Here is a 26,675-nt window from a genome sequence, read left to right as displayed (position 1 = left end):
AGCCTACGCTCCTGGAAGCCGCCGATTGGGAGCGCTCCCATTCCGAAGCCGCTGGGAGCGCTCCCTTTCTCCGGGCCCCACGTACCCCACCGAAAGGACACCCGATGGGTCCGTCGACACTCCCGGTGCGCAGCGCGCGCGGGCTGCTCGCCGCGCTGCTCACCGCCCTCGCCGCGGTGGCCGCCCTGGTGACCGCGACCCCCGCGGCCCATGCCGACACCGAGATCTGCGACGCCTTCGGCTCCACCACCATCCAGGGCCGCTACGTCGTCCAGAACAACCGCTGGGGCACCAGCGCCACCCAGTGCATCACGGCCACGAGCACCGGCCTGCGCATCACCCAGGCGGACGGTTCCGTGCCCACCAACGGAGCGCCGAAGTCGTACCCCTCCGTCTACAACGGCTGCCACTACACCAACTGCTCGCCCGGGACCAACCTCCCGGCCCGGCTGAGCACCATCTCCGCCGCGCCCACCAGCATTTCGTACGGCTATGTCGCCGACGCCGTCTACGACGCGGCTTACGACATCTGGCTCGACCCGACGCCCCGAACCGACGGTGTCAACCGCACCGAGATCATGGTGTGGTTCAACAAGGTCGGCTCCATCCAGCCGGTGGGGTCCGCGGTCGGCACGGCCACCGTCGCCGGCCGCAGCTGGCAGGTCTGGTCCGGCAACAACGGCTCCAACGACGTGCTGTCCTTCGTCGCCCCCTCGGCCATCGGCAGCTGGTCGTTCGACGTGATGGACTTCGTGCGGCAGGCGATCAGCCGGGGACTGGCCGACTCCTCCTGGTACCTGACGAGCGTTCAGGCGGGCTTCGAGCCCTGGTCCAACGGCGCCGGGCTCGCGGTGAACTCCTTCTCCTCCTCGGTCACCGTCGGCGGCGGCTCGGGCGACCCGGGTGACCCCGGCGACCCGGGCACCCCGGTGTCCTGCAAGGTGACGTACAAGACCAATGTCTGGCAGGGCGGCTACACCGCCGACGTGACCGTGACGAACACCGGGACGGCGCCGGTCGACGACTGGCGGCTCGGCTTCACGCTGCCCTCCGGCCAGAAGATCACCAACAGCTGGAACGCCACGGTGTCCCCGTCCTCCGGCGCGGTCACCGCGACGAGCCTCGGGTTCAACGCCCGGATCGCGGCCGGAGGCAGCCAGTCCTTCGGCTTCCAGGGCACCTACACCGGGACGTTCGCCCAGCCCGACCGGTTCACCCTGAACGGCACGGCCTGCACCACCGCCTGAACCGGCTGCACCGCCCGTGCGGTGCCGTCGCCCTGGGACGACGCCCGTGCGGTGCCGTCGCCCTGGGACGACGCCCGTGCGGTGCCGTCGCCCTGGGACGACGCCCGTGGGGCGCCGTCCCAGGGCCTGTCGGACAGAACGTGGGACCACCCGGGCCCGCCCTCTTCCCCCGGTTGGAGAGGGCGGGCCCGGTTGGCGGCCGGTCGCCCGACTCAGCAGGACAGGGGGGACGAGCCGAGCGCCACGTCGTCGTACCAGAGCGTGTCGTCGCCGGTGCCGTAGCTCTCCCAGCCCAGCCGCAGCGTGGTGGGGCGGGGTGCGGTGGTGCGGCTGAGCCACTGGGCGTCGACGTCCTGCGTGGGCGTGCCGTCCACGTGCAGTCCGGCGATCTGCGTGTCGTCCATCCAGGTGTCCATGCTCTGCCGGGTGGTGTCGACGGCGAACCGCAGACACACCCAGCGTCCGGTCGGCAGCGGGGCGCTGAGCGCCACGCCCGCCGGGCTCTGCGCGGGCAGCGTCGCGTCGTCGGACTGGCGGTTCCACTGCAGGGCGCCGTTCTGGCCGCCCATCCTCAGGTCCCGGCCGCCGTCGCGGGCGTCGGCCATGGTGATCATGGTGACGTGCGCGGCGGGCAGCGACGTCGTGTGGCGCACCCACAGTCGGCCGTACACCACAGGGCCCACCGCCGAGACGTCCTTGGTGGTGGCCACGAAGGCGTGGTTGCAGTAACCGGCGGCCCCGTCCACCCGTACCGAGCGGCTTCCGGTGTGGGCCACCGACGTGTCGACCGTCACCTTTCCGGAGCCCTGGCAGTCCGGTGCGACGGTCGTCCAGGCGCCCGACGGCACGCTCCCGGTCTGGTCCTCGAAGCCGGAGCACACCGTGGCGCCGCCGCACTCGGGAGAGGGACCGCCGGACGGCGTGGGCGTGGGGCTGGGCGTCGGGGTGCCACTGGGGGTGGGCGTGGTGCTGGGTGTCGGGTCGGGACTGGGACCCGGCCCCGGGTCCGAACCGTCGCCGCACGGCGCCCCGTCGAAGGTGAAGTCGCCGGGCGCGGGATTGGCGCCGGACCACGTGCCCTGGAGTCCGAAGGACGCCGAACCCCCGGTCGCCAGCGACCCGTTGTAGTCGAGACTGGTGGCGGTCACGGCCGTGCCCGTCTGGTCGACCCGGGCGTTCCAGGCGGAGGTCACCCGCTGGCCGGCGTCGAATGTCCAGCCCAGCGTCCAGCTGCCCACCTGGGGACCGAGGTTGGTCACGGACACCTGGGCGGTGAAGCCCCCGGACCACTGGTTCACCGTCCAGGACACCCGGCACGCTCCGCCCTGGTCGGCTCCCCGCGCCGCACCGAGTGGTCCGTAACCGGCCAGCCAGGCCAGCAGCGCGGACATCAACGCCACGAGCGCCGCCGCCCGCGCCGGCCGCGCCGGCCGCGCCGGCCGCGCCGGCCGCCGGCCCGGCGGTCGCACCGTCCTCGAGACCATGGGTTTTCCTTCCGTGAGGTGGGTGGAAGTTCCTCGATGCGGTGAGGCCGGGCGGCCGCCGGACGGCGCGCCGAAGCGGCCGGCCGGCGGCGCGCCGAAGCGGCCTGTGGCGCCTACGGCGTGGCGCAGCCGACGGAGCCGACCGGCATGTTGTTGCCGGTGGAGGTGGCGGTGAAGCCGAAGGTGACGCTGCCGTCGGCCGGTATGGTCCGGTTGTAGTCGACGTTTCTGACCGTGACCGTGCCGTCCGAGTTCTTCGTCAGCGCACCGTTCCACACACTGCCGATCGCGGTGCCCGCACCCGGCTTCCAGCTCACGGACCAGCCGCTCAGCGGTGCGGTGCCGTGGTTCATCACCTCGACGGAGCCCTGGAAACCGCCGCTCCAGGAGTTCGTCACGGAGTACATGGCCATGCAGGCGCCCGTGCCCGGATCGGTCGGCGTGGGCGTCGGGGTGGGGGTGGGGGTCGGCGTCGGGTTGCCGCCGCCCGAGCCGCGGATGCCGGTGACCTCGCCGTGACCGCCGTCGAAGACGATGTCGGAGCAGGAGAAGAAGTTCTCCTGGCTGTCCGAGCGCACCCACTGGATGAACATCAGCGCGTCACCGGAGCGGCCCGAGGGCAGCTTCAGGTCCCAGTAGTAGTGCCCGCCGTCGGTGCCCGGCGAGCCCGTCTGCGGGGGATTGGTGACCGTCTGGATCAGGTCCAGGTCGTCCCAGCCGAGCTCCGAGGTGGGGGACCAGCCGGGCTTGGTGACGTAGACCCGGAAGTCACCGGGGTGGGCCGCCCAGTTGCTGTACTGCACCTGCATCGAGGCCCCGGACGTCAGATGGGTGCGGGGCCAGTCCGACCGGGCGGCGTTGTAGGCGGAGAAGTCGTACGGCGAACGGTCGCCCGCGCTGCACAGCTTGCCGTCCGGCACATACCCGGGGCCGCGGCCCCCGGCGTTGGAGTCCAGCACGGCGAACCAGTTGTACAGGGCGGTGGCCCCGCTCTGGTTCAGCGCGTCCCGGCAGGCCGGGTTGGTGGGGTCGAGCGCGCCGGTGCTCGTCTGGGCGTCGAGGTAGCACAGATACGTGCGCGAGCCGGGCATCATCGCCACGCCGTGCGCCTGTGCGCTGCCCTGGCCCAGGAGGGTCAGGCCGAGTGCCGCGAACAGGGTGGCCAGCGCCGCGACTAAGGAATACGTCCTGCGTCGGGTCACCGAGGGACTCCCTTCGGAGGGATTGGCGGATGTGATCAGAACATGACAAGTGGACGAAACGATGGGAGCGCTCCCATCCTCACGGTAGCGAGAGGTGGGGCCGATGTAAACGCACCTGCGTCCTCGCCGGTCTCCGCTGTGCCGAATGTCGCACTCGTCCTCTGTGCCGTTTGCTGGTGCCACGACGGAGCATGCGGTCCCAAGCAGCCGTCCGCCGGAAGGAAGGAGCCGTCATGGCGGAGCACGAGGACGGTCTTCGGACGATCGACGCCGCCCCGGACGCCGTCAGACGCCATCGTGTGCTGTTCCGCGCAGTGCAACGGCGCAGGAACCCCCGGTTGCGGCGCACGGACATCACCGTCACGGACGAGGCCGCCGTGAAGCGGGCGGTGAAGGCCGCCGCGCTCGGCAACGCCATGGAGTGGTTCGACTTCGGCATCTACAGCTACCTGGCGGTCACCCTCGGGCATGTGTTCTTCCCGTCCGGGAACGACACCGTGCAGCTGCTGTCGTCGTTCGCGACCTTCGCGGTGTCCTTCCTGGTGCGCCCCGTGGGCGGCATGGTGTTCGGCCCCATGGGCGACAAGATCGGCCGCAAGCAGGTCCTGGCCCTCACCATGATCATGATGGCGATCGGCACGTTCGCCATCGGCCTGATCCCCTCGTACGCCACCATCGGCTTCTGGGCCCCGGCCCTGCTCATCCTCTTCCGGCTGGTGCAGGGCTTCTCCACGGGCGGCGAGTACGGAGGGGCGTCCACGTTCATCGCCGAGTACGCGCCCGACCGGCGCCGGGGCTTCTTCGGGAGCTTCCTGGAACTCGGCACGTTGGCCGGGTACGTCGCCGCGGCCGGACTGGTCACGCTGCTGACCACGTGGCTGGGCGGCGACGGCATGGAGGCGTGGGGCTGGCGGGTGCCGTTCCTGGTGGGCGGCCCCATCGGACTGGTCGGCCTGTATCTGCGGCTGAGACTGGACGAGACGCCCGCCTTCCAGAAACTCGAGGACGCCTCGCTCCACCGGGCGTCCGAGGCCGCGTCCACCGTGGAGACCACCGCCAAGGGAGACGTCGCGAAGATCTTCCGCGAGTACTGGCCGACCCTCGTCCTGTGCGTGTGCCTGGTCGGCGCCTACAACGTCGCCGACTACATGTTCCTGTCGTACATGCCGACCTACCTGTCGGACGAGATGGGGTACTCCGAGACCCACGGCCTGCTGATCCTCATCGGCACCATGGTGGTGCTGATGCTCGTGATCAACCGGGTGGGACAGCTCTCCGACCGAGTCGGCCGCAAACCGGTCCTCATGACCGGCATGCTCGGCTTCCTCCTGCTGTCGATCCCGTCGTTCCTGCTGGTCCAGCAGGGCAGCCTGGCCGCGGTCGCCGCGGGCATGCTGATGCTGGGCCTGTCCCTGGTGTGCCTGCTCGGCACGATGTCCGCGGCGCTGCCGGCGCTGTTCCCCACCCAGGTGCGCTACGGCTCCCTGTCCATCGGCTACAACCTCTCCGCCTCCCTCTTCGGCGGGACGACCCCCCTGGTGATCACCGCGCTGATCTCCGCCACGGGAAGCGACCTGATGCCCGCCTACTACACCATGATCGCCGCGCTCGTCGGGGTGATCTCCGTGGCGTGCATGAAGGAGACGGCACGCCGCCCGCTGGACGGCTCCCCGCCCTCCGTGGCCACGCCGGAGGAGGCCGCGCGCCTGGTGGAGAGCCAGGCACCGGTGCCCAGGTTCTGAACGGGCCGGCACCGGTCGGCACGCACCGCGCGGTCCGGGGCCCGGTGGCGGGGGGCCGGGCCGCGCGCGACCATGGTGAGGAACGGATCCGGCCGCGCGGGCGATCGGCGGTACCTTCACGGGCAGGGCGCGCTCGGGTCGTGTGTCGGGAGTCGCCCATGAGCCAGACCCAAGTCCTGATCGCCGGTGCCGGCCCGGTGGGTCTGACCGCGGCGCTGGAGCTGCGACGACGGGGCGTGCGGTGCCGGCTCGTCGACCGCCTGACGGAACGTCTGCCCTACGCCAGGGCGGCGGGCGTACAGCCGAGGCGCGCGGACCGTGCTGCTGCGCGAGGCCCAAGTGCTCGTCTCCTACCGGGGAAGTCCCGTCGTCGAGCCGGCCGGCGAGGCGAGGAGAGCGGTCGCGGGCGACCGGGCTCCCGACTGCGGCGGCCTGCGCGACCCGCTCGTCGCCCATCCGCTGCGCCTGTACGACCTGCTTCGCGAGCGTGACCACGTGCTCCTGCTCTACGCCGCCACCGGCGATCAGGCCGCGGCCTTCGACGAGCTCGCCGACCTGGCACGCAACACGGCCCGGTCCGCGCTGACCTGCTACGCGGTGCTCGCACCGGACGTCGAGGCGCCACGGCTGCTGCTGCCCTTCGTCCACGACGGCTCGGGGGAGTTCCGCGACGCCTACGGCGCCGAGTCGGCCGCCGCGCTGCTGATCCGCCCGGACGGCCACCTCGCCGCCCGGAGCACTCCGGCGGGCCGGCTGGAGGTGCTGGACGCCCTGGCACGCGTCTTCGACTGAAGGGCAGGCCGCAGGGAGCACGCGGTGCTCGGTGCACCGGCCGCCCGGCCGGTGCGCTGCGCGCCCTCCGCGTCAGCGCCGTTTCCCTTCCTCGGCGAGCGACTTGACGCCGTGCAGGGTGGCCTCCATACCGGCGCGCAGTTCCTTCAGCCGGAGGGCGATGATCTCCTCCTCCCGGTCCGGCCAGCGTTCGAGGGCGAGAGTGACCCCGCTGCGGCCCGGCCCGACGAGGGCCGTCTGGCGCAGCCGCGTACCGCTGCCCTCGGCCTGAAGTTCGTAGCGCCAGGACGCCATGGGTTTCGCCGGATCCAGGGTCGCCTCCCCGTAGCGGCCGTCCGCGTCGGTGACGGCCCAGGCGAACACCCGCGGTTCGTCGAGCTCGACCACATGGGAGACGGTCCGCCACTCACCGAGCACGGCGTGGTGGTTGTAGCCCTCGAAGCGTGCACCCGGCACGGGACGGTCCGCGCCGTCCAGCCAGGCGACGCGCAGCAGTTCCGGGCTGAACCCGGCGGGCAGAGCGATGTCGGTCACCAGTTCCCAGACCCGTTCCACGGGCGCCTCCACGTGCACGTCGCAGCGCACACTCGGGCCGTCGGCAAAGAGCATGTCGTCCCCCTCGTCTCGGTTTCGCCGATCACTCCATTGTCAGTGGCACCTCCTATCGTTCGATCACTGGGATCCGCCGGAGCGACGGCGGATCCGTCATGGGAAGGGGTCTGCCATGTCCACCGGGTCCACCGTGTCGACGACGTATCTGGAGTTGTCGCAGGAAGGCGGCGGCGCGCACAAGTTCTACGAAGTGGCCGTCGACGGCCAGGTGGTGACGGTGCGCTACGGGCGGATAGGCGCCGCCGGGCAGACGCAGACGACGACGTTCCCCACGGCGGAGAAGGCGCGGACGGCCGCGGCGAAGAAGGTCGGGGAGAAGGTCCGCAAGGGATACGCCCCGGCCGTTCCCGGGCAGCGCGCCCCGCGTGCTGTGACGCGTCGTCAGGTCGCCTCCGCCCCGTCCACCGCGCGCGCCGTGGCACCCGTGCTGTGGCGGTTCCGCACCGGCTCCGCGGCGTTCGGCATCCACGTCGACGACGAGCACTGCTGGGTCGGCAACCAGTCGGGCGACGTCTACACCCTGGACCACGACGGCGGCGCCCTCGCCCGCTTCAGCCTGCCGGACGGCGTGAAGTGCCTGGTCGCGGACGACTTCTGGATCTACGCGGGCTGCGACGACGGCAAGGTCTACGACCTGTCCTCCAAGCTGCCGTTCGCGGCGTACGACATCGCCGCGGACGTCGACATCTTCTGGCTGGACATCCACGAGGGCATCCTGGACGTCTCCGACCGCGACGGCCGGCTCACCGTCATCGACCACGAGGACGAGCACCAGTGGTCCCGCCGCAGCCAGGGCGAGCACGCCTGGATGGTCCGCGCCGACGACCGCGCCGTCTACCACGGCCACCACCGGGGCGTGACGGCCTACGCACCCGACGGGACCGGCGAGTTGTGGCACACCCCCACCCGGGGCGGCGTCCTGTTCGGCTGGCAGGAGGACGACACCCTGTACGCGGGGACCGCGCACCGCGTGGTCCAGCGGCTGTCGAAGTCGACCGGCGCGATCCAGGCCACCTACGCCTGTGACGGCGCGGTGTACTCGTGCGCCACCTCACCCGGCGGCCGGTTCGTCTTCGCCGGTGACGCGGCGTCCTCCGTCTACTGCTTCGACCGGGACGGCACGCGCCTGTGGAAGCTCGCCACGGGCGGCGGCTCGGCGCTGTCGATGCAGTACCACGACGAGCGTCTGTACCTGGTCACCACGGACGGCTCGCTGGTGTGCGTCGACGCGAGCGAGGCCGCCGTCTCCGCCGCCCAGCAGGGCACCGTGCCGGTGGCACGGGACGTGAAGCTCGCCGCGGCCCTGCCGACCTACGCACCGGCGACGGCCGCGGCCGCGGTGGCCACCGTCGCCCACGCTCCCGCCGGGGCGATCGTCGTCGAATGCGTCCAGCAGGGCGGCCGCCTGCGCGTGCACGTGGTGTCCGGCGGCTACGACGCCTCCTGGAACGTCCAGTTCCCGCGCGCCATACGCGAACCCGGCGCGCGCTACGTCGTGGACGCCCTGCATCCGGCGGCGGGCGGTTTCTACCGGGTGCGCGGTGACATCCGGCGGCTGCTGTGATGCGAGACGACAGGACCTAAGGGGGTGTCTCGTCGATCATGCCGGGCTCGCGGCGCCTGGCACCGCACCTCGCGGCGTTGTCGTCGGTCGCCGATGCTCCGCATCGACTCCCTCCTCCGCCTTGCGATGTACGGCACCAGCCGCCGCTCCCTGATCCGGCCTGATCGACGAGACACCCCCTACGGCTCGTTGCCCCACCGCGCGCCGGCCCAGCAGACGCCCACGAACGCGGTGGTGGCGGCGAGGACCGCGTAGGCGACCGTGTAGGAACTCGCGGTGGCGAGTGCTCCGGCCGCGAGGGCTCCGAGCCCCGTCCCCGCGTCGAAACCGATGTTCCAGGCGACGCTGACCGAGGAACGCGCCGGTTCGCCCGCCGCGGCGAAGGCGTGAACCAGTGTCAGGTTCTGCAGGCCCCCGTAGGCGACCCCCACGACGAGCATGCCCGCCACGACCAGGACCGGCCCGCCCGCGCCCAGGCCGCGCGCCGTGCCCGCACCGATGACGGCGAGCCCGGCCGCGCCGGCCAGCAGCAGCGGCGCGATCGCCGGGGCCGCCCCCTTGCGGTCCGCGACGTGTCCGAACCTCCACCGGCACAGGGCCGCCGTCGCCGTGAACGCCAGGAGCGCCACGTAGACGGCGGTCGCGTCGGACAGCAGGCTCGGCGTGAAGGTGAGGATGGCGCCGCCGGCCGCGGTGATGGCGAGCAGCGCCGCGATCGGCCCGACCAGGACACGGCGGAGCCGGCCGGCATCCCGCCCTTCGGCCGGTGCCGCACCGGGGTCCTCGGCGCCGCGCAGCGCGTGGGCCACCCGTGGCGCCAGCGGCACCGCGAGCAACGGCACGGCGGCGCACGCGAACACCAGCCCGAAGCCGACGCGTTCGGCGAGCCAGGGCGCGATCGGGACCAGCAGGCACTGCGGGACCGCCACGGCGAGCCCGTAGGCGCCGACCGCGCGGCCGCGGCGCTCGGGCTCGACGAGCGCCGCCACTCCGGTCGCGCCGCACACCGTGAGGATCCCGAACCCGAGCCCCCGCACCGCCGCGAGGGCGACGACCACGCCCACCCGGTCGCTGAGGAAGTGCCCGAGGGCGGGCAGTCCCAGCAGACACGCCCCGAGGGCGAGCGTCCAGGCCCAGCCGAGACGCCGGAGCAGGCGTGCGACCAGCAGCTGGGCGACCACGGTGAAGAGCATCAGCACCGTGTTGACCAGCCCCGCGCCCAGTTCGTCCGCACCGCCGCACTGCGTCCACAGGGGCGCGACCGGCAGCAGCAACGACAGGCCGGCGAAGCCCAGCGCCGCCGAACCGAGCAGCGGCCCCATCCCCGGCGCCCGCCACACGGGTGAACGCACACACTCCTGGTGGGCGCGGCCGGCGCCTGCTCCGTTCGACATCCCGCAGATGCTATTCGCCCGTGACGGATCACGGGACAGCGGGACGATCTCTCCTCCGGGGCGCGGCCGTCAGTCGACCGGCCAGGTGTGGACGGGGGCGTTGAGGTGCATGTACTCGACGTACACCTGCGTCATCCGCCGCAGGGCCTCGTGCCGACTCGCCCGGGAGGTGGCGTCGATGTGGTGGAACATCTCCTTCTGCCACATCGCCCCGTTGCGGCCGGCGACGCACCGCTGCTCGATGATCCCGAGCAGCGGCTCACGCCACGCCTCGTCCATGCCCGAGCGCTCCAGTCCGCGGTGCGCCAGCGGCAGCAGGCGCCGCAGCACGAGTTCGGGCACCGGCACCTCGCCCATCCCCGGCCAGTACAGCCGTGCCTCGATGCCGTGCCGTGCCGCCGTGTGCAGGTTGTCCTCGGCGGCGGAGAAGGACATCCGCGACCACACCGGCCGCTCCTCCTCCACCAGGGCGCGGGTGAGCCCGTAGTAGAAGGCGCCGTTGGCGAGGGTGTCGGCGACGGTCGGGCCGGCGGGCAGCACCCGGTTCTCCACCCTCAGGTGCGGCTTGTCGTGGGCGATGGCGTAGACCGGGCGGTTCCAGCGGTAGATGGTGCCGTTGTGGAGGGTCAGTTCGGCCAGCTCGGGGACGTCGCCGCGGTCCAGCGTCTCCAGCGCTTCCTGCTCGTCGCACAGGGGCAGCAGCGCGGGGAAGTAGCGCAGGTTCTCCTCGAACAGGTCGAAGACACTGTTGATCCACCGTTCCCCGAACCACACCCGCGGCCGCACGCCCTGCACCTTGATCTCCTGCGGCCGGGTGTCGGTGGCCTGCTCGAACAGCGGGATGCGGGTCTCGTGCCACAGTTCCTTGCCGAACAGGAACGGGGAGTTGGCCGCCAGCGCGACCTGGATCCCGGCGATGGCCTGCGCCGCGTTCCAGTACCCGGCGAACTCCTCCGGGGACACCTGGAGGTGAAACTGGGTGCTGGTGCACGCGGCCTCCGGGGTGATCGTGTCCGCGTAGGTCCGCAGCCGGTCGACGCCGTCCACGTCGATGCGCAGGTCCTCGCCCCGCGCGGCGAAGACCTGGTCGTTGAGCAGCCGGTAGCGCGGGTTCTCCGACAGCGCCGCCTCGCCGACGTCCTCCTGGCGCAGCGTGGGCAGGATGCCGATCATGATCAGGTGCGCGCCGACCGATGCCGCGCGCCGCTCCGCGTGGTTCAGCGCGGCGCGGATCTCTGCCTCCCAGGCGTCGGGGCCGCCCGCCGTCAGACGGCGGGGCGGAATGTTGATCTCGAGGTTGAACCTGCCCAGCTCGGTGGACCAGGCGGGGTCCGCGATCGCCTCCAGCACGTCGCTGTTGCGCATCGCCGGTTCCGCCACGTCGTCGCCCAGGTTCAGCTCGATCTCCAGTCCCACCTGAGGCCGTTCGGACTCGAACCGTGACGCGCGCAGCATCTGCGCCAGCGCCTCCAGGCACTCCTGCATCTTGATCCGGTACCGGCGGCGGTCCTCGCGGGTGAAGACCAGCGCCGGGACGTCCCGTCCCATCGGCCCTCCCGGTTCCCCCTCCTCGGACACCTCTCCACCCAGCGTCCCACCGGCGGGCGGCCCGGACCACGCGGGACGGGAGCGTCGCACGGCGGGTCCGACGGTGGGTCCAGGCGGTGCGGCGACAGGACACGGCGGTCGTGTCGCCCAGGGGCCGGCGGGCGGCTCGGCCAAGGATGAGCGCATGGGAATCGTCCTGCCGACGCTGTTCGCACTGCTGGCCGCACTCAGCAACGCGCTCGCCACCGTGCTGCAGCGCAGGGCCGCGCTGACCGTGCCGCAGTCCCAGGGCTTCCGCCCCGGGCTGATTCTCGACCTGCTGCGCCGGCCCGTCTGGCTCGCCGGGGTGCTCACCGTGATCGCCGCCGGTGTGTGGCAGGCGGCCGCGCTGGCCACCGGCCCGCTCTCCCTGGTCCAGCCGCTGTTCGTACTGGAGCTGCCCCTCACGCTGCTGCTGGCGTCGCTGTGGCAGCGCCGTCGGCCGTCCGGTGCGATGCTGCTGAGGCTGTGCGCCGTGGTCGCCGGGCTGGGACTGGCACTGCTGGCCGCCGCGCCCTCCGGGAACCGCACCCATGTGTCCATCGACCGCTGGCTTCCCGTGCTGGCCGCCTGTGCCGGCGGGGCCGCCGCGCTGACCGCGGTGGGACTGCGCAGACCGCCGGGCAGGGCCCGTGCCGCCTGCCTCGGCACGGCCACGGCGATCTGCTTCGCGCTCACGGCCGGCCTGATGAAGACGGCCGTGCACATCCTCACCGAGGACGGCCTCGCCGGGTTCCTCACCTCCTGGCAGACGTACGCCTTCGGTGCGAGCGGCGTCTGCGCGATGCTCCTGATGGAGCACGCCATGCAGGGCGGGCCGCTGATCGCCTCCCAGCCCGCCCTCACCCTGGGCGACGCCATGGTGAGTTTCCTGCTCGGCGTGCTGGTCTACGAGGAGCACGTACGGGCCGGCTGGTGGGTGCTGCCGCAGCTGCTGGGCATCGGGCTGATCGTCACGGGCGTGTTCGCGCTGACCAGGTCCGAGGCCGGGACGCTGTAGGCGCGGCGGCGGGGAGCGGCGTCTGTTAGGGCCGGGGGGAGAGGGGCAGTGGGAAAGATGTGAAGTTCGAGCGAGGCCCGGCAGTGATCCGGCAGCCTTGGCACTGGCCGTCGAGCAAATTGCTGCTGCTGATCCCGATCACCCTGATCGTCGTGATCACGGTGGTGGACCAGCTGGTGCCGGCCGACATCCATCTAGGCCCCCTGCTGGTCATCGCGCCCGCGATCACCGCCTCGTTCGCCGGTCCCTGGGTGACCGGCGTGATCGGGTTCCTGGCCGCCGGGGCGCAGGCGTACATCGGGTGGCACTTCGGCGTGTTGTTCCAGCGCAACGTCCTGGTGCAGATCCTCGCCCTGGCGGTGCTGTCGGCCCTGACCGTCTTCTACTGCGTGATGCGCGAGCGCCGCCGGCGCCAGCTGGAGCGGGTGCGTGCCGTCGCCGAGGCGGCGCAGCACGTCCTGCTGTGGCCGCTGCCGGAGCGGATCGGCCCGTTGACGATCGCCTGTCTGTACCTGGCCGCCGAGGACGAGGCGCAGATCGGCGGTGATCTGTACGCCGCGACCGCCACCGGTGCGGGCGTACGGGTCATGATCGGCGACGTACGCGGCAAGGGCCTGTCCGCCATCGGAGAGGCCGCGCTCATCATCGGCGCTTTCCGCGAGGCCGCGCACCAGCACCCGACCCTGCCCGACCTGGCGGTCGCCCTGGAGCAGAGCGTGGCCCGCAACCTTCCCCATCTCGCGCCCGCGGAGCACCCCGGGGAGCGGTTCGCCACCGTGCTGCTGGCGGAGATCTCGGACGACGACAACACCACGCGCGTCCTCAGCTGCGGCCACCCGCCGCCCCTGCTGCTGAGTTCCGCCGGCGCCGACACGGTCCCGGTGCACCCCGCGGCCCCGCTCGGGATGCAGGCACTGCACCCCACGGACTACACCCTGGACGTGTTCTCCTTCGAACCCGGGGACACGCTCCTGCTCTACACCGACGGCGTCGTCGAGGCCCGCAACGCGGTCGGCGAGTTCTTCCCGCTCGCGGAGCGGGCCGCGCCGTGGGGCGGCAGCAGTCCCGAGGAACTCCTGCACCGCATCCGACGCGACCTTCTGGCCCATGTCGGCGGACGCCTCAACGACGACGCCGCGCTCATCGCGCTGTGCCGCGCCCCGGAGGCCCCCCGGGAGCCCCGGCACCGTCTGGGCATCCACGCGCCCATGTTCGGGCAGGGCGCCGGAACCGCCCTTCCCTGAGCCGCCGCATCCCCCGGCCGCCTCTTCCCTGAGCCGTCAGCGGAGGGCGCCGACGTGCCACGTCGCCTCCAGGGTGGCCTGCTGCCACTGCCACTGGAGCCCGCCGGCGGGGAGGTGCCGCAGGAGCCGTCTGGCCCGGCCGTTGCCGGCCTCCACCGAGAAGCCGACGACGGCGATCCCGGCGCTTCGGGCGCAGGCCGGCACGGCGTCGAGCAGCCGGGTGCCGATGCCCCGGCCCTGCCGGTCGTCCTCGACGAGCAGCGCCATCTCGGCCCGCGGCGCGCCGGGGGCGCGCCGGACGAGCTCCAGGCAGCCGACCGTCCTGTGCCGCTCGGCGGCCACCAGGACCGTGCCGTCCCCGTGGAGCACGGTGTCCCGCATCTCGCGCAGGAGGTCGTCGCGCCGGGTGCCACCGTGCATGCGGTCGCGAATGCTCTCGGCCGAGCACCGCAGGACCATCCGGCCCAGCCCGTCGAGGTCACCGGGCCCGGCGCGCCGCACACACACGGCAGGAGGCATGGGGAGCACCTCTCGTTATGACTACCGTCATAAGCCAGGCTCCTCCATGACAGCCGTCATAGTCAAGTGAAGGGTGGGAGCCGCGCCGAAGGGCGCCGATGAGGTCATGGAGATCGATCTCCTGTCCCCACATGGGAGTGCCATGGAACTCGACTCCCGTACGTCCCCCGGCCGTCGGGCGCTGCTGCGCACCGGCACCGGCACCGGCGCCGGGCTCGCCGTGCTCGGGCTCGGATACGGCGCCCCGAGCGCTTCCGCCTCCGTGAGCACGACCCCGCGGTGCGTGTCCAGCAGAGCTTCGCCTTCGACTGGGTCAACAAGCGGCTGTTCGTCGCCGCCAAGCGGGTCGGCAGCGCGGAGTCGGCCGGGGACCTGTGCATCAGCCACCTGGACTTCCACGCCGACTACGTACATGGACCTCAACGGCTCACGTACGAGCACGTACGGGCAGCACCTACGAGAAGGCGCCGGGCCGGCGCGAACACGCCGGTCCGGCGCGGTGGTTCAGGCGGCGGTGCGCTCGGCGCTGACGAATCCGGCGGAGGTCGCCGTCGGGACCGTCCGGCCGTAGCCGGCGGCCACGCCGCCGAGGTCGCTGACCTGTACGGACCAGCCGTGCCCGGCGAGCCACTCATGGGTGCCGGGACCGAGTCCGCCCTTCCACAGGCCGGTGATGTGCGTCAGGTTCGCGTCCGGGGGAGTGGCGGTCACGTCCCTGCCCCGTTCCAGGAAGAGCCGGCTCCCCGGCGCCGACAGACGGCCCACGTCCGACAGCAGCCGTGCGGCCTCCTGAGCCGTGAGGTAGACGAGGAGTCCCTCGGCGAGCCAAGCCGTGGGCCGCGCCGGATCGAAGCCGGCCCGGCGCAGCTGCTCCGGCCAGTCGTCGTGCAGCAGGTCCGCGGCCAGGGCCGTGCGGTCGCAGCGGGCCGTGGCGCCCTGCTGGGTGAGAACCCGCTCCTTGAACGCCAGCACGGGCGCCATGTCCAGTTCGAACAGGCGGGTTCCGGGCGGCCAGTCGAGCCGGTAGGCGCGGGCGTCGAGTCCGGCCGCGAGCAGGACGACCTGGGTGCAGCCCGCCTCGAGGAGCCGGTCGTCGTAGAAGCGCGTGCGGATGATCCCCTGGAAGACGAGTCGCCGGGCGAAGCCTTCGACGGGACCGGCGGAGGGCATCGGCATGTCGGACGCGTCGACGAAGGCCGCGGCGTACGGGTCCTGGAAGAGCGGGTCGGGACGGGCGCTCTCGTAGGCCCGCACCAGTGCGACGGCGAGGGCGGTGCGGGAGACCGGGCTCAGGGGTTCCGGAGTCGTCATGCCGGCGAAACTATATCTGCACAGATACATCTGTAAAGATCCATCTGTGCAGATGCATAATGTGGCGCATGGACGGTGTACGGCTGCTCAGACTCGGCAAGCGCCTGACGGAACTGGGGCGGGACGTGGTGGCGGACCCGTCCTCCGGCACGCTCACACCCGGCGAGATCGCCGTGATCGCGGACGTGTTCAAGCACCCGGGAAGCTCGGTCCAGGACATCCGTGCCCGGACCGGCTTCGTCCAGAGCCATGTCTCCACCTCGGTCCAGCGGCTGAGGGAACGCGGCCTCCTGCGGGCCACCCCGGACCCCGCCGACGGCCGCCGCACCCTGCTCGAACTGACCGACCGGGCGCGCCGCGCGGTGCGCGAACGCGCCACCCGGCCCGCCGAGCAGGCCGTCTCCGCCGCCCTTCCCGACCCGGCGCAGGCCCGCCGGGTCGTCGAACTCCTCGACGAGCTCGCCGAGCACCTTCTGCCCTGACCGCGCACCGCCCACGGCGAACCGCGCACCACGACCAGCGCACCGCGACCGTGCCGGCCAGGGCGAGGGCGTGAGCCGGGGTCAGCGGCCGCGGCGGTGGAGCAGGAGGTCGGCGACCACCGGACGGTGGTCCGACGCCGCGGTCTCGGCGATGCGCGCACCGGTGACGGTGACGTCGGGGGAGACCGTCACGAGGTCGATGCGCTTGACCGGGTCGATCGCCGGATAGGTCTTGCCGTCCTGCGGGGCGGCGTCGGCCAACGGACCCCACAGTTTCCCGAGTTCCGGCGCGTCGGGCTCGGCGTTGAAGTCACCGACGAGGACCTTGGGCCCGCGGTCCTCGGCGAGGATGCCCAGCATGTCGTCCACCTGGGCCCGCCGGACCGAGGGGTCGGAGCGGTAGTCCAGGTGGGTCGCGTAGACGTGCACGAACGTGCCCCCGACCTGGACCGTCACCTCGGCGAAGCCCGGTGCGGGGGCCGGTACCGGGTCGGGGACCTGGGTGGACAGCCGGGTGATCTCGTGGTTCTCGGCGGCGATCACCGGGTACCGGCTCAGGACCGCCACGCCGTACTGGCGCCGCTGCTCGCCCTCGGACGCGGGCGGCAGATCGTAGATCGGGGCGAAGTAGGCCCGCATGTGCAGCCGTTCGGCCAGCTCCTCGGCCTCGTCGGCGAAGTCGCTGCGGGCGCCCCAGTGCACGTCGACCTCCTCGAGGCCGATCACGTCCGCGTGGAGATCCCGGATCGCCCCGGCGGTGCGGTCCAGGTCGAAGACGCCGTCCTCGCCGGCTCCGGCATGGATGTTGTAGGTGGCCACCCGCAACGGCACGGGCGGTGCGGCGGATCCCGCGCCGGCCGGCTCGGCCGCCGAGGCGACCGGGGACGAGACCGCGCCGAGCGCTGCGGCGGTCAGGGCGGCGGCGATCAGGGTGCGACCAGCGGACCGTCGGATCTTGCGATGCACAGAACCTCCCGATCAGAACTGCGGTGAGAATACCCGTGCGTGAGTGTGACAACTGGGACCGGAATGATGAAGTGGTCTGCACCGCCGGGATGTTGGAACGATAGGTTGTGCGGTGAATGATCCACGCATCGACTCACGACGGACGGTGGCCATGACCGACCCCGCGACCACGCCCGGGCCCGCGGCGCATCAGAAGATCGACACTTCGGTGCCGCACTCGGCCCGGATCTGGAACTACTGGCTGGGCGGGAAGGACAACTACCCGGTCGACGAGGAGGCCGGCGACGCGTACACCGCCGTCTTCCCCGGCATCGTCACCATCGCCCGCAGCAGCCGCGCCTTCCTGCGCCGCAACATCACGTATCTGGTCACCGAGGCGGGCATCCGGCAGTTCCTGGACATAGGCACGGGCCTGCCGACGGCCGACAACACCCATGAGGTCGCCCAGCGCATCGCCCCCGAGACCCGGATCGTCTACGTCGACAACGACCCGATGGTCCTGGCGCACGCCCGGGCTCTGCTCTACTCCACCCGGGAGGGCGCGACCTCCTACGTCGACGCCGACGTGCTGGACCCGGACCGCATTCTGGCGGCCGCCGCCGAGACGCTGGACTTCACCCGTCCCACCGCGCTCATCCTGAGCAACATCCTGGGCCATGTCGCCGACTACGACCAGGCCCGCTCCATCGTCACCCGCCTGATGGACGCACTGCCGCCCGGCAGCTACCTCTCCGTCAACGACGGCTCACGGGGCATCGACCCGGTCTTCGAACAGGCCCAGGACGCCTACAACGACAGCGGTGCCGTCCCGTACATCCTGCGCACCGTCGACCAGATCACCGCGTACTTCGACGGCCTGGAACTCGTGGACCCCGGCGTCGTCTCGGTCCCGCTCTGGCGCCCGGACCCCACCGGCCCCACTCCGGCACCCATCGGCGAACACGGCGGCCTCGCCCGCAAACTCGCCTAGCATCCATCGGCGTCGACGACACGTCCGGCGGGCCACCGCGTCCCGCCCGCCGGGCCGGCGAGTGTCGTCAGGACCCGGTGCGCCGGCCGGTGGCGGCGGGCTCGGAGACGGCCTCGACCAGCAGCGGCAGATAGGTGACCGCCAGCTCTTCCGGGGCGAGCCGGTCCGGTTCGACCAGGCTCTGGGCCAGGGAGCCCTCGTGGACGGCCGTCGTGAGTCGGGCCAGGGAGTCCAGGTCGACGGTGGGCCTGCGGCCGAGGCGGTCGAAGAGCCGGCCGAGGAGACGGACGATCTCCTCCCGCAGGCGCCGGTCGTGTTCGGCCAGGGAGCGCGCCGTGGCCGGGTGCCTGATGGCGTGCAGGGTGAACTCGGTCGACAGCAGGTACCACCGGCGCTCGGCCTCGTCGAGCGCGCTCATACGGCGGAGCACCGCCCGTACCGGGTCCTCGGCGGCGTCCAGTTCGTCGACCGCGGCGGACAGCCGGTCCACGACGCGCTGCGCGTGCAGGTCGAACAGCGCGAAGAACAGCTCTTCCTTGGTGCGGAAGTTGGAGTAGAACGCGCCGCGCGTGAGCCCCGCCCGCTCGCAGATCACCTCGATGGAGGAGCCGTAGAAGCCACGCTCGGCGAACGTCTCCTGCGCCGCCGCCAGCAACCGCGCGGTGGTCTGCGGACGGCGTTTGGTGGGCCCCTTCGGCACGGCGCTCCTTCCCGTCCCTGGACTTCCCCCGGGTGACCGGCACACCCTGCGAACCGCTTCACGATACAGCACTGCATGGGATACAGGCCCGTATCCGATGCGACCGCACGCCGGGCCGCGACGGCCTACGGCGGGCGGTCGCCGTCGCGGCGGTCGTCGGGTGTGCGGTCGGCTCGCTCATCGGGCGTGTGCAGTCCGGCGGCCGGCTCCTCGAGCCTCCCGGGGCCGGCCTCGCCGGGTGAGGCCGGGCTCGGTGGGCGCAGCAGGCTCCATGCGACGGACACGGCCAGGACGGCGATGATGACCGCGAGGCTCACCAGGGAGGGGATCTCCGGAACCCCGGTGTGGATCGTCTTGTGCGCGGCCTGGAGGATCAGCTTCACGGCGATGAAGGCCAGGATGACGGCCAGGCCCTTGCTCAGGTGGTGGAAGCGGTCCAGCATCCCCGCCAGCATGAAGTACAGCGCGCGCAGACCGAGAATGGCGAAGGCGTTGCTGCTGTAGACGATGAAGGCGTTGTCGCTGACCGCCAGCACCGCCGGCACACTGTCCACGGCGAAGACCAGGTCGGCCGCCTCGATCGCGGCGACCACCGCCAGCAGCGGTGTGGCGACGCGCCTGCCCCCCTCCTCGACGAAGAACCTCGCCCCGCAGTACTCCTCCCGGACCGGGACGACCCTGCGCAGCATCCGCACGGTGAGACTCCGCCCGGGGTCGAAGCCCTCGTCCTGACCGCGCAGGATCTTGTAGACGCTGTAGAGCAGGATCGCGGCGAAGACGAACAGCACCGCGGAGAAGCGGGTGACCACCGCGACACCGGCGGCCAGGAAGAGCCCGCGGAACACCAGCGCGCCGATGACACCGAGGAACAACACCCGGTGCTGGTAGGCGCGGGGCACCTTGAAGTACCCGAAGATCAGGGCGAAGACGAACAGGTTGTCGACCGACAGGCTCTTCTCCAGCAGCCACGCGGTCGTGTACTGGACCCCCGCCGTCGTGCCGAGCACGGCGAACACCACCCCGGCGAAGGCCAGCGCGAGACCGACCCAGACCACGCTCCACACCACGGCTTCCCGGAAGCCGATGACATGGGTGTCGCGGTGCGCCAGCAGGTCCACCGCCAGCGACACGACAACGGCCGCGGCGAACGCCGTCCACAGCCACAACGGGACGTCGGGCACGCTGTTGCCTCCCGCGGCGCCGGCACGACAGGGATCATCCGCTCTCGGCACGAGTCTGGGACACGGCGCCGCTCCTGTCCTGCGGACCTGCTCCGTCCCCCCCGGGCCGGTCAGCGGGCCGGAGGCGCGCCCGGACCACCCGTGTCACGCGTCCGGCTGGCAGACCCCGGCCGATGTCCGCAAGTGTGGTGGGTGGGGTTGCCCACACGACGGCGGGAGCGGCATGTGACAGGGCCTGACGATCGCCGTCCCCGGCGAGCCCTGCGGAAGGGCGGCGTCCTGCTGCTTCCCCTGCTGCTGCTCGTCGGCGGCGTCGTGCTCGACCTGGAGACACCGCGCGGTGTCAGCGCCGCGGCATGCTTCTCGGCCGCTCCGGTGGTCGCCGCCCCGCTGCTGTCCCTGTCAGGGACCGTGCTCGTCGGGCTGGCCGCCTGCGCGACCGACCTGGCCGTGCTCGCGCACTTCGGCGCCCTGCGGGATCCGGGCGCCTTCAGCGAGTGGGTCACCGTCGCCGTCATGGCCGTCGTCGCGGTGCTCCTCAACCTTCTGCTCCGCCACCGGGAGATGCGGTTCCAGTCGGTGCGGAGCGTCGCGGCCGCGGTACAGCGCGCCGTGCTGCCGCAGCCCCCGCCGCGCATCGGGACCCTGAGCATCGCCGCCCGCTACGAGGCCGCCCAGGCCGATGCGCAGCTCGGTGGCGACCTGTACGCGGTGCAGGACACCCCGTACGGGGTGCGCTGTCTGATCGGTGACGTACGCGGCAAGGGAATGGGCGCGGTCGAGGCGGTCACCGTCGTCCTGGGCGCCTTCCGGGAGGCGGCCCAGCACGAACCCACGCTGACCGGGCTCGCCGCACGGATCGACCAGTCACTGCTGCGGGAGTCCGCGCTGCGGGACGGGATCGACCAGGTCGAGGACTTCACCACCGCCGTACTGGCCGAGATCCCCCGGCCGGGTGACCGGGTGCGTCTGATCAACCGAGGGCACCCGGCGCCGCTGCTGCTCCTCGAGGGCACGGTGCGCACCCTGGAGCCGGCGCGGCCCGCCCTGCCGCTGGGCCTGGCCATGCTGGCCGCGGATCCCGGCCGCACCGACACGGTGGCCTTCCCGCCGGGAGCCAGCCTGCTGCTGTACACCGACGGGCTGACCGAGGCCCGGGACCCGAGCGGGACCTTCTACGACCCCGCCGACCGGCTCGCCGGCCAGTGCCCCCGCAGCCCGGACGCGCTCCTGGCCGCCGTCGTCGCCGATGTCCGCCGGCACACCCGCGGCCAGGTCACCGACGACATGGCTCTGCTCGCCCTCACCCGGCTCATGCCGACAGGCCGTGCTCCTGGGCCCACTGGATCTGGCCGATGACCCACTGGAGACGGGCGTCCTGGTCGTGTCCGTCCGCGGCCCACTGGATCTGACCCATGACCCACTGCTGACGGGCGTCCTGGTCGTGTCCGTCCGCGGCCCACCGGATCTGACCCATGACCCACTGCCGACGGGCGTCCTCGTCATGACCGTCCGCGACCCTGACGAGGCCGGGCTGTCCACTGCCCGGAAGCGTCGCGGCGGAGGCGGTGCCTCCCGTGGCGATCAGCCCTGCCACGGCGACCGCCGCGGAGGCGACGGCGACGGCGGCCCGACGTGCGATCTTGTGTGTCATGGTCATTCCTCCTTGGCGGTCCCACGATCTCGGCCGTCCGGCGGTGGCGTGGACGAATCATGGTGGTTGTCCCGGTTCGGGCACTGGAGACAGTACTCCGCGTTGGTTGAACACTGAACTAGTTCCGGTGTGAGGTGCGCCATGCCGGGCAGCGGCCGGCGGACATGCCGGGAGCGGCCGGGTTCCGCGCAGCCAAGTGGCACACGCCGATCGGCACTTCGCGGCCGTCCTCTAGAGTGCTGCCGTCCCCCGCACGCGTCCGCGGCCCCGGCCCGGCGGCGCGTGCCGACCGTGCCCAGGGGCCCGACCGAGGAGCAAGCGTGACCGACCTGGCGACCATGTCCCTGCAGCAGGAGATCGCCCGGGATCTCCAGGTGAGCGCGTCCTTCGACGCGCAGGAGGAGATCGAGCGCCGGGTGGCCTTCCTCGCCGGACAGCTGACCTCGACGGGCCTGCGCTCGTTGGTACTGGGCATCAGCGGGGGAGTGGACTCCCTGACCGCGGGCCGGCTGTGTCAGCTCGCGGTCGAACGGGTCCGTGCCGCCGGGCGGGAGGCGGAGTTCTTCGCGATGCGGCTGCCCTACGGCGACCAGGCCGACGAGAAGGACGCGCAGCAGGCGCTGGAGTTCATCCGGCCCGACCGGGTCCTGACCGTCGATGTGAAGCCCGCGAGCGACGCCGCGCTCCAGGCGGCGCTGGCCGGCGGGACGGAGTTCCGCGACGCGCACCACCAGGACTTCGTGCACGGCAACATCAAGGCCCGGCAGCGCATGATCGCCCAGTACGCGGTCGCGGGCGCACACGAAGGCCTGGTCGTCGGCACCGACCACGCCGCCGAGGCGGTCTCCGGCTTCTTCACCAAGTTCGGTGACGGCGCCGCCGACGTGGTTCCGCTCACCGGCCTCACCAAGCGGCGGGTGCGGGCCGTGGCACAGGCCCTGGGCGCCCCCTCCGCGCTGGTCCTGAAGACCCCGACCGCGGACCTGGAGACCCTGAATCCGGGCAGGCCCGACGAGGACGCGCTCGGCGTCACCTATGACGACATCGACGACTTCCTGGAGGGCAAGGCCGTCGGCGAGGCGGCCTTCGAGGCCATCGCCCGCCGCTACCGGCTCACCGAGCACAAGCGCCGGCCGCCGATCGCTCCCTGACCCCGGCACCGGCGAACCGGCGGCCCTTCACGAGCCGCGCACCCGGTGTGTCACCGGATCCGGTGACACCGGCACACGATCCGGTGTGACGCCGGCACACGATCGGACGTGAGACCGGCACACCGCTGATGGACGGCACCGGATCGGCGGTGGCCGTCCATCAGCACCGCGGTGACACCTGTCCCCTCGACGACGCCCGGTTCAGGCCGGCTGCTGCTCCTCGCTCGGCTCCGGTGCCGACGCGGGCTCGCTCGGCTCGGCCGTCGTGTAGAAGACGGACGTGCCCTGCTTGCTTCGCTGAGCCTGGTTCTTGGCCACGAGACCCTCGAGCGTGGTGCGCACGACGGTCGTCTTGACCGTGCGCTCGGGGTGCTGCCGGTCCAGCTCGGTGGCGATCTCGGCCGCGGAACGCGGTTCGCTCTGCGCGGCCAGGTGAGCGCGGACGATCTCGACGAGAGTGGGCCGCGCCGGAGCCGAGCCCGCCGTCGTGTCCTCGGCCTTGCCCTTGGCCTTGTCCCCGGCCTTGCCGGTCGCGGCCTTCTTGGCGGACGCCTTCCGGGCCGGCGTGGCGGACTTCTTCGCCGGCGTCCGCTTGCCGCGACCCCCACCGGTGGCCGTGGCCGTCTTCTTGCGCGGGGCGGGCACCGCCACGGCGGCCGGTTCGGCGGCGGGCGTACGGGGCGCCGCGGCCACCCCCAGCGCCTGCTGGACGTTCACCAGGACGGCGTGGTCCTGCTGGAGGGCGGCCAACTGCTCCTGCAGGGCGGCGATCTCCTCGCTGATGCGTTCCTGTTCCTTGAGATTGTTCTCGAGGTCACCGGCGACCTGGGCGGCGTACTGCGATGTCAGGCCGGAGGCCGCCGTGTCGATCTGCGACATGTTCCTCATAACCCCTTCCGGGTTCGTCGGCTCGCGTGCAGAGGCCCGCGGACGTGTGCGGTGCCAAACACGTGTGCGTGTTCGCCTGGTGCCGCACCAGCGGCGGCGGTTACTGCTGCAAGCCGTTTTCCAGCGATAGTACGGAAGATGGACGCACGGTGGTGTCGGATGTGCCGTGCCCGGTCAACTCCCTTGGCACGACCACCGCGGCACCGGACCTCCCGCGCGGCCGCCGCGGCACCTAGGGAGTGTCTCGCCCGGCAGGCGCACAGCCGCGCCTGCCGTCCCGGTGGCGGGCGTGGCAGCACACCGCGCGGCGGGCCCGCGGAGGCACACTGGTTACATGGGCGACCCTGGTCATTCGGATGCGGTCACGCGGCGCTTTCCGCAGGCACCCGCGAGCGCGGCCGCGGCTCGGAGGTTCGTGGCGGAGGCACTCGCCGACGCCCCCTCCGACCTGGTCCACACCGCTCAGCTCCTGGTCAGCGAGCTGGTGACCAACGCGGTGCTGCATGCGCGCACCCAGGTCGAGGTGGGCGTCCGCGTCCACGGCGGCAGGGTTCGCGTACAGGTCGGTGACGAGCGGCCCAGCCGCGGACTCGTGCCGCAGGACTGTCCGCCGTACGCCGGCACCGGACAGGGCCTGGCCCTGGTGGAGCACCTGGCGTCGCGCCATGGTGTGCACGCCGACGACCGGCAGAAGACGGTGTGGTTCGAACTCTGGGCCGACGGACCGCCACCGCCGTCACCCGGATGGGCGGCCCATGTCCCGCCCTGCGCCACCAAGGGGACGGTGACGCTCGTCGACGTGCCCAGCGCCCTGTACGCGGCCTCCCAGCAGCACCGGCACACACTGCTGCGTGAACTCACCCTCGCCGCGTCCGCCGGTGCCGACCTCGGTGTGGCGTCCCAGGACCTCGTCACCGCCAACGACATCAACAACGTGCTCAGCGCCTGTGTGACGGCCGCGCTGGAGGAGCCGCTGCCCGACGTGGACCTCCGCGCCCTGTCCCTGGCGCTGCCCGCCGACGCGGCCCCCGCGGTACTCATCCTGCGCCGCGTCCTGGAGCTGGCCGAGGACGCCGCACGCGAGGAACGCCTCCTCACCCTGCCGGCTCTGCCGCGCAGCCGCGCCTTCCAGGACTGGCTGTTCGACCAGATCACCGACCAGTTGACCGGCGGCCGTCCCACGGCCTGGACCGTGCTGCCCCGCGAACCGGACGTCAGCCCCTCGGAACTGGTGCCGTGGGACGCCGGCCACCTGCGGGTCAGCAGGGTGCCGGCCATCGCGGCCGACGAGGGCAATCGCATCATCGCGGTCAACGGACTGGCGGCGGACATGCTCGGCTGGGAGGTGGACGACCTCGTCGGGCGCCCGCTGACCACACTCATCCCGAAGCACCTGAGGCAGCGTCACCTCGCGGCGTTCGGCTCCCTGCTGCTCACCGGGCAGAGCCGCATCATGGGCCGCTCCGTGCCGCTCCCGGCGCTCCACCGCGACGGCCGTACGGTTCCCGTCCGGCTGCTCATCCAGAACCAGGAGATGGCCGACGGACGCAGCGTCTTCGTCGCCCAGCTCGTCCCCCGGGCGGACACGACCGACGGCATGCCGAGCCCGGCCGGCGTGAAGAGCCGGATGGATCACGAGCCCGTAGTGGCCCCTGTGCCGGCCGCCGGCGAGCGTGCCGGGACGATGGCCGACGCCGGAGGGGACATGTCGGCGATGGAACGGCTCGCGCTCCTCGCGGACACCGGGGCCGAGTTGAGCAACACCCTGGAGCTGGACGACGCCCTGGCACGCGTCGGCCGGCTCGTCACCCGACGACTGGCCGACTGGTTCGTGGTGGACATGTTCACCGAGTACGGCCAGGTGGACCGGGTCTGTGTCGTCCACCGCGATCCCCCGGGGCCGCGCCCCACGCCGTACGAGGGCAGGCTCCCGCCGCTCTCCGAGGCCTCCGGCGGCCCGCTGGCCCGGGTACTGCGCGGTGCCGGACCACTGCTGCTGACGGAGGCACCGCCGCCCAGCCGGGCCGACAGCGCGCTCGACGTCCACTACCGGCAGCTGTTCCGGCACCTCGGTGCCGCCAGCGCCGTCGTCGCCCCGATGCGGGCTCGCCGCGAGAACTTCGGCGCTCTGACGGTGGCCCGGGCCCGCGGACGGCAGCCCTTCACCGAAGAGGACCTGTCCCTCATCGACGACGTGGTGCACAACCTCGCTCTGGGCGTGTCCAACACGCGTCTGTACCAGGAGACCCGCAACATCGCCCAGCGCCTCCAGCGCTCCCTGCTGCCCGTGCTCCCGGACGTCGAGCACCTGCAACTGGCCGCCCGCTACGCCGCGTCCTCGACCACCGCGCAGGTCGGCGGCGACTGGTACGACAGCTTCGTCGTCCCCAGTGGCGACACCGCCGTGGTCATCGGCGACGTCACCGGGCACAACCTCGACGCGGCCATCGCCATGAGCCAGCTGCGCAGCATGCTCCGCGGCATCGCCGTCGACCGCCAGGAACCGCCCGAGATGGTGCTGCGCCGCCTGGACCTGGCCAACCACAGCCTTCACCGGGAGGCCACGGCCACCTGCATCTACGGCCTCATCAAGGGTTCCGCGCACGGTCCCTGGGAGCTGAGTCACTCCGCCGCCGGTCATCTGCCGCCCCTGCTCACCACCGCGGAAGGCGACACCCACTATCTGGAGCAGGGCGCGGGCCTGCTGCTCGGCATGGACCCCGAGATGCCCCGCCATACGGCCGTCGACTCCCTGCCGGCCCACTCGACCCTGCTGCTGTACACCGACGGCCTCATCGAGCGCCGTGGCGAACCCCTCGGCCACGCGCTGACCCGGCTGCGCCGGTACACCGCCGACCTGGCACGCGAATCCCTCGACACCTTCTGCGACGAACTGCTGATCGGCCTCGGTGCCGACAACACCGACGACATCGCCATCCTCGCCGTCCGCCCCACACCTGCCTCGGCCGACGGCGGCGGGTAGGA

The 26,675-nt window shown here is 72.2% G+C and carries 23 protein-coding genes and 1 pseudogene; 12 read left to right on the top strand and 12 right to left on the bottom strand.

What is annotated here, in order from left to right:
* Positions 1–104: 104 nt before the first annotated feature.
* The gene (locus tag IE318_RS18930) at positions 105–1,247 is read left to right on the top strand and encodes a glycoside hydrolase family 12 protein (protein WP_189901869.1); all 1,143 of its coding nucleotides are present in this window, start codon (positions 105–107) and stop codon (positions 1,245–1,247) included.
* A 212-nt stretch (positions 1,248–1,459) separates the two neighbouring features.
* On the opposite strand, the gene IE318_RS18925 is transcribed toward IE318_RS18930, so the two are convergent.
* Positions 1,460–2,638 carry a cellulose-binding domain-containing protein gene (locus IE318_RS18925; RefSeq protein WP_373311222.1) on the bottom strand — a complete coding sequence of 393 codons (1,179 nt, stop codon included), beginning with the start codon at positions 2,636–2,638 and terminating at the stop codon, positions 1,460–1,462.
* Positions 2,639–2,844: 206 nt separating this feature from the next.
* Entirely contained in the window at positions 2,845–3,933 is a 1,089-nt protein-coding gene (locus IE318_RS18920; protein ID WP_189901863.1) for a lytic polysaccharide monooxygenase, read from the bottom strand.
* Positions 3,934–4,166: 233 nt separating this feature from the next.
* Here IE318_RS18920 and proP point away from each other — a divergent pair, with 233 nt between their 5' ends.
* The 3 genes and pseudogenes from proP to IE318_RS44980 all read left to right on the top strand — a co-directional run bounded on the left by proP (position 4,167) and on the right by IE318_RS44980 (position 6,467).
* Positions 4,167–5,675, top strand: a complete 1,509-nt coding sequence (proP, locus tag IE318_RS18915; RefSeq protein WP_189901861.1) for a glycine betaine/L-proline transporter ProP — start codon at positions 4,167–4,169, stop codon at positions 5,673–5,675.
* Between the two features lie 158 nt (positions 5,676–5,833).
* A pseudogene (locus IE318_RS44985) lies at positions 5,834–5,983 on the top strand (FAD-dependent monooxygenase); the annotation flags it as partial.
* Between the two features lie 10 nt (positions 5,984–5,993).
* Positions 5,994–6,467: an aromatic-ring hydroxylase C-terminal domain-containing protein gene (locus IE318_RS44980; protein ID WP_229903612.1), complete on the top strand. Its 474-nt coding sequence runs from the start codon at positions 5,994–5,996 to the stop codon at positions 6,465–6,467.
* Positions 6,468–6,539: 72 nt separating this feature from the next.
* Here the strand turns inward: IE318_RS44980 and IE318_RS18900 are convergent, their stop codons facing one another.
* Entirely contained in the window at positions 6,540–7,076 is a 537-nt protein-coding gene (locus IE318_RS18900; RefSeq protein WP_189901856.1) for an SRPBCC family protein, read from the bottom strand.
* A 115-nt stretch (positions 7,077–7,191) separates the two neighbouring features.
* On the opposite strand from IE318_RS18900, the gene IE318_RS18895 reads away from it, so the two are divergent.
* A complete protein-coding gene (locus tag IE318_RS18895) occupies positions 7,192–8,643 on the top strand; it encodes a WGR domain-containing protein (RefSeq protein ID WP_189901854.1) in 1,452 nt (483 codons plus the stop codon).
* A gap of 179 nt (positions 8,644–8,822) precedes the next feature.
* Here the strand turns inward: IE318_RS18895 and IE318_RS18890 are convergent, their stop codons facing one another.
* Together IE318_RS18890 and IE318_RS18885 are read right to left on the bottom strand one after the other, a co-directional pair.
* The gene (locus IE318_RS18890) at positions 8,823–10,037 is read right to left on the bottom strand and encodes an MFS transporter (protein WP_229903592.1); all 1,215 of its coding nucleotides are present in this window, start codon (positions 10,035–10,037) and stop codon (positions 8,823–8,825) included.
* Between the two features lie 69 nt (positions 10,038–10,106).
* On the bottom strand, positions 10,107–11,585 hold the full coding sequence (locus IE318_RS18885; RefSeq protein ID WP_189901852.1) for a glutamate-cysteine ligase family protein: 1,479 nt from the start codon (positions 11,583–11,585) through the stop codon (positions 10,107–10,109).
* Positions 11,586–11,769: 184 nt separating this feature from the next.
* On the opposite strand from IE318_RS18885, the gene IE318_RS18880 reads away from it, so the two are divergent.
* A complete protein-coding gene (locus IE318_RS18880) occupies positions 11,770–12,624 on the top strand; it encodes a DMT family transporter (RefSeq protein WP_189901844.1) in 855 nt (284 codons plus the stop codon).
* Positions 12,625–12,683: 59 nt separating this feature from the next.
* On the top strand, positions 12,684–13,868 hold the full coding sequence (locus tag IE318_RS18875) for a PP2C family protein-serine/threonine phosphatase (RefSeq protein WP_229903591.1): 1,185 nt from the start codon (positions 12,684–12,686) through the stop codon (positions 13,866–13,868).
* A 36-nt stretch (positions 13,869–13,904) separates the two neighbouring features.
* Here IE318_RS18875 and IE318_RS18870 read toward each other — a convergent pair whose 3' ends face one another.
* Positions 13,905–14,387 (bottom strand): GNAT family N-acetyltransferase, encoded by a 483-nt coding sequence (locus IE318_RS18870; protein WP_078917159.1) that lies wholly within the window; start codon positions 14,385–14,387, stop codon positions 13,905–13,907.
* Positions 14,388–14,891: 504 nt separating this feature from the next.
* Positions 14,892–15,698, bottom strand: coding sequence for an SAM-dependent methyltransferase (locus IE318_RS18865; RefSeq protein ID WP_189901842.1), 807 nt, complete (start codon positions 15,696–15,698; stop codon positions 14,892–14,894).
* A 68-nt stretch (positions 15,699–15,766) separates the two neighbouring features.
* Between IE318_RS18865 and IE318_RS18860 the strand changes: the two genes are divergently transcribed.
* Positions 15,767–16,180 (top strand): MarR family winged helix-turn-helix transcriptional regulator, encoded by a 414-nt coding sequence (locus IE318_RS18860; protein ID WP_030173655.1) that lies wholly within the window; start codon positions 15,767–15,769, stop codon positions 16,178–16,180.
* 81 nt (positions 16,181–16,261) lie between these two features.
* Here IE318_RS18860 and IE318_RS18855 read toward each other — a convergent pair whose 3' ends face one another.
* A complete protein-coding gene (locus IE318_RS18855; RefSeq protein ID WP_189901839.1) occupies positions 16,262–17,146 on the bottom strand; it encodes an endonuclease/exonuclease/phosphatase family protein in 885 nt (294 codons plus the stop codon).
* A 151-nt stretch (positions 17,147–17,297) separates the two neighbouring features.
* On the opposite strand from IE318_RS18855, the gene IE318_RS18850 reads away from it, so the two are divergent.
* Positions 17,298–18,116, top strand: a complete 819-nt coding sequence (locus IE318_RS18850) for an SAM-dependent methyltransferase (protein ID WP_030173657.1) — start codon at positions 17,298–17,300, stop codon at positions 18,114–18,116.
* A gap of 67 nt (positions 18,117–18,183) precedes the next feature.
* On the opposite strand, the gene IE318_RS18845 is transcribed toward IE318_RS18850, so the two are convergent.
* Together IE318_RS18845 and IE318_RS18840 are read right to left on the bottom strand one after the other, a co-directional pair.
* Positions 18,184–18,816 (bottom strand): TetR/AcrR family transcriptional regulator, encoded by a 633-nt coding sequence (locus IE318_RS18845; RefSeq protein WP_189901837.1) that lies wholly within the window; start codon positions 18,814–18,816, stop codon positions 18,184–18,186.
* A gap of 125 nt (positions 18,817–18,941) precedes the next feature.
* Positions 18,942–19,997, bottom strand: a complete 1,056-nt coding sequence (locus tag IE318_RS18840; RefSeq protein ID WP_189901835.1) for a TerC family protein — start codon at positions 19,995–19,997, stop codon at positions 18,942–18,944.
* Positions 19,998–20,222: 225 nt separating this feature from the next.
* On the opposite strand from IE318_RS18840, the gene IE318_RS18835 reads away from it, so the two are divergent.
* Positions 20,223–21,356 (top strand): PP2C family protein-serine/threonine phosphatase, encoded by a 1,134-nt coding sequence (locus IE318_RS18835; protein WP_051844236.1) that lies wholly within the window; start codon positions 20,223–20,225, stop codon positions 21,354–21,356.
* Here the strand turns inward: IE318_RS18835 and IE318_RS18830 are convergent.
* Entirely contained in the window at positions 21,310–21,651 is a 342-nt protein-coding gene (locus IE318_RS18830) for a hypothetical protein (protein WP_189901831.1), read from the bottom strand. The two genes, IE318_RS18835 and IE318_RS18830, sit on opposite strands and share 47 nt — an antisense overlap.
* 320 nt (positions 21,652–21,971) lie before the next feature.
* On the opposite strand from IE318_RS18830, the gene nadE reads away from it, so the two are divergent.
* Positions 21,972–22,802 carry an NAD(+) synthase gene (gene nadE, locus IE318_RS18825; protein WP_308438580.1) on the top strand — a complete coding sequence of 277 codons (831 nt, stop codon included), beginning with the start codon at positions 21,972–21,974 and terminating at the stop codon, positions 22,800–22,802.
* A gap of 201 nt (positions 22,803–23,003) precedes the next feature.
* Here nadE and IE318_RS18820 read toward each other — a convergent pair whose 3' ends face one another.
* Complete coding sequence (locus IE318_RS18820; RefSeq protein WP_189901829.1) at positions 23,004–23,681, bottom strand: hypothetical protein; 678 nt, start codon at positions 23,679–23,681, stop codon at positions 23,004–23,006.
* Positions 23,682–24,024: 343 nt separating this feature from the next.
* On the opposite strand from IE318_RS18820, the gene IE318_RS18815 reads away from it, so the two are divergent.
* Complete coding sequence (locus tag IE318_RS18815) at positions 24,025–26,673, top strand: SpoIIE family protein phosphatase (protein ID WP_189901826.1); 2,649 nt, start codon at positions 24,025–24,027, stop codon at positions 26,671–26,673.
* The last annotated feature ends 2 nt before the right edge of the window (positions 26,674–26,675 follow it).

This window comes from Streptomyces spiralis (assembly GCF_014654675.1).
Classification (GTDB): Bacteria; Actinomycetota; Actinomycetes; order Streptomycetales; family Streptomycetaceae; genus Streptomyces; species Streptomyces spiralis.
The sequence above is the reverse complement of the archived record's forward strand: the minus strand, read 5'-3'. Positions and strand labels throughout refer to the sequence as shown.

What these genes read in the sequence shown, in the direction of transcription:
- IE318_RS18925 (WP_373311222.1), bottom strand. Translation starts at nt 2,638, where the DNA reads ATGTCCGCGCTGCTGGCCTGGCTGGCCGGTTACGGACCACTCGGTGCG.
- IE318_RS18820 (WP_189901829.1), bottom strand. Translation starts at nt 23,681, where the DNA reads ATGTCGCAGATCGACACGGCGGCCTCCGGCCTGACATCGCAGTACGCC.
- IE318_RS18900 (WP_189901856.1), bottom strand. Translation starts at nt 7,076, where the DNA reads ATGCTCTTTGCCGACGGCCCGAGTGTGCGCTGCGACGTGCACGTGGAG.
- IE318_RS18850 (WP_030173657.1), top strand. Translation starts at nt 17,298, where the DNA reads ATGACCGACCCCGCGACCACGCCCGGGCCCGCGGCGCATCAGAAGATC.
- IE318_RS18830 (WP_189901831.1), bottom strand. Translation starts at nt 21,651, where the DNA reads ATGACACACAAGATCGCACGTCGGGCCGCCGTCGCCGTCGCCTCCGCG.
- IE318_RS18885 (WP_189901852.1), bottom strand. Translation starts at nt 11,585, where the DNA reads ATGGGACGGGACGTCCCGGCGCTGGTCTTCACCCGCGAGGACCGCCGC.
- IE318_RS18880 (WP_189901844.1), top strand. Translation starts at nt 11,770, where the DNA reads ATGGGAATCGTCCTGCCGACGCTGTTCGCACTGCTGGCCGCACTCAGC.
- IE318_RS18890 (WP_229903592.1), bottom strand. Translation starts at nt 10,037, where the DNA reads ATGTCGAACGGAGCAGGCGCCGGCCGCGCCCACCAGGAGTGTGTGCGT.
- IE318_RS18870 (WP_078917159.1), bottom strand. Translation starts at nt 14,387, where the DNA reads ATGCCTCCTGCCGTGTGTGTGCGGCGCGCCGGGCCCGGTGACCTCGAC.
- IE318_RS18865 (WP_189901842.1), bottom strand. Translation starts at nt 15,698, where the DNA reads ATGACGACTCCGGAACCCCTGAGCCCGGTCTCCCGCACCGCCCTCGCC.
- proP (WP_189901861.1), top strand. Translation starts at nt 4,167, where the DNA reads ATGGCGGAGCACGAGGACGGTCTTCGGACGATCGACGCCGCCCCGGAC.
- IE318_RS18930 (WP_189901869.1), top strand. Translation starts at nt 105, where the DNA reads ATGGGTCCGTCGACACTCCCGGTGCGCAGCGCGCGCGGGCTGCTCGCC.
- IE318_RS18815 (WP_189901826.1), top strand. Translation starts at nt 24,025, where the DNA reads ATGGGCGACCCTGGTCATTCGGATGCGGTCACGCGGCGCTTTCCGCAG.
- IE318_RS18895 (WP_189901854.1), top strand. Translation starts at nt 7,192, where the DNA reads ATGTCCACCGGGTCCACCGTGTCGACGACGTATCTGGAGTTGTCGCAG.
- IE318_RS18860 (WP_030173655.1), top strand. Translation starts at nt 15,767, where the DNA reads ATGGACGGTGTACGGCTGCTCAGACTCGGCAAGCGCCTGACGGAACTG.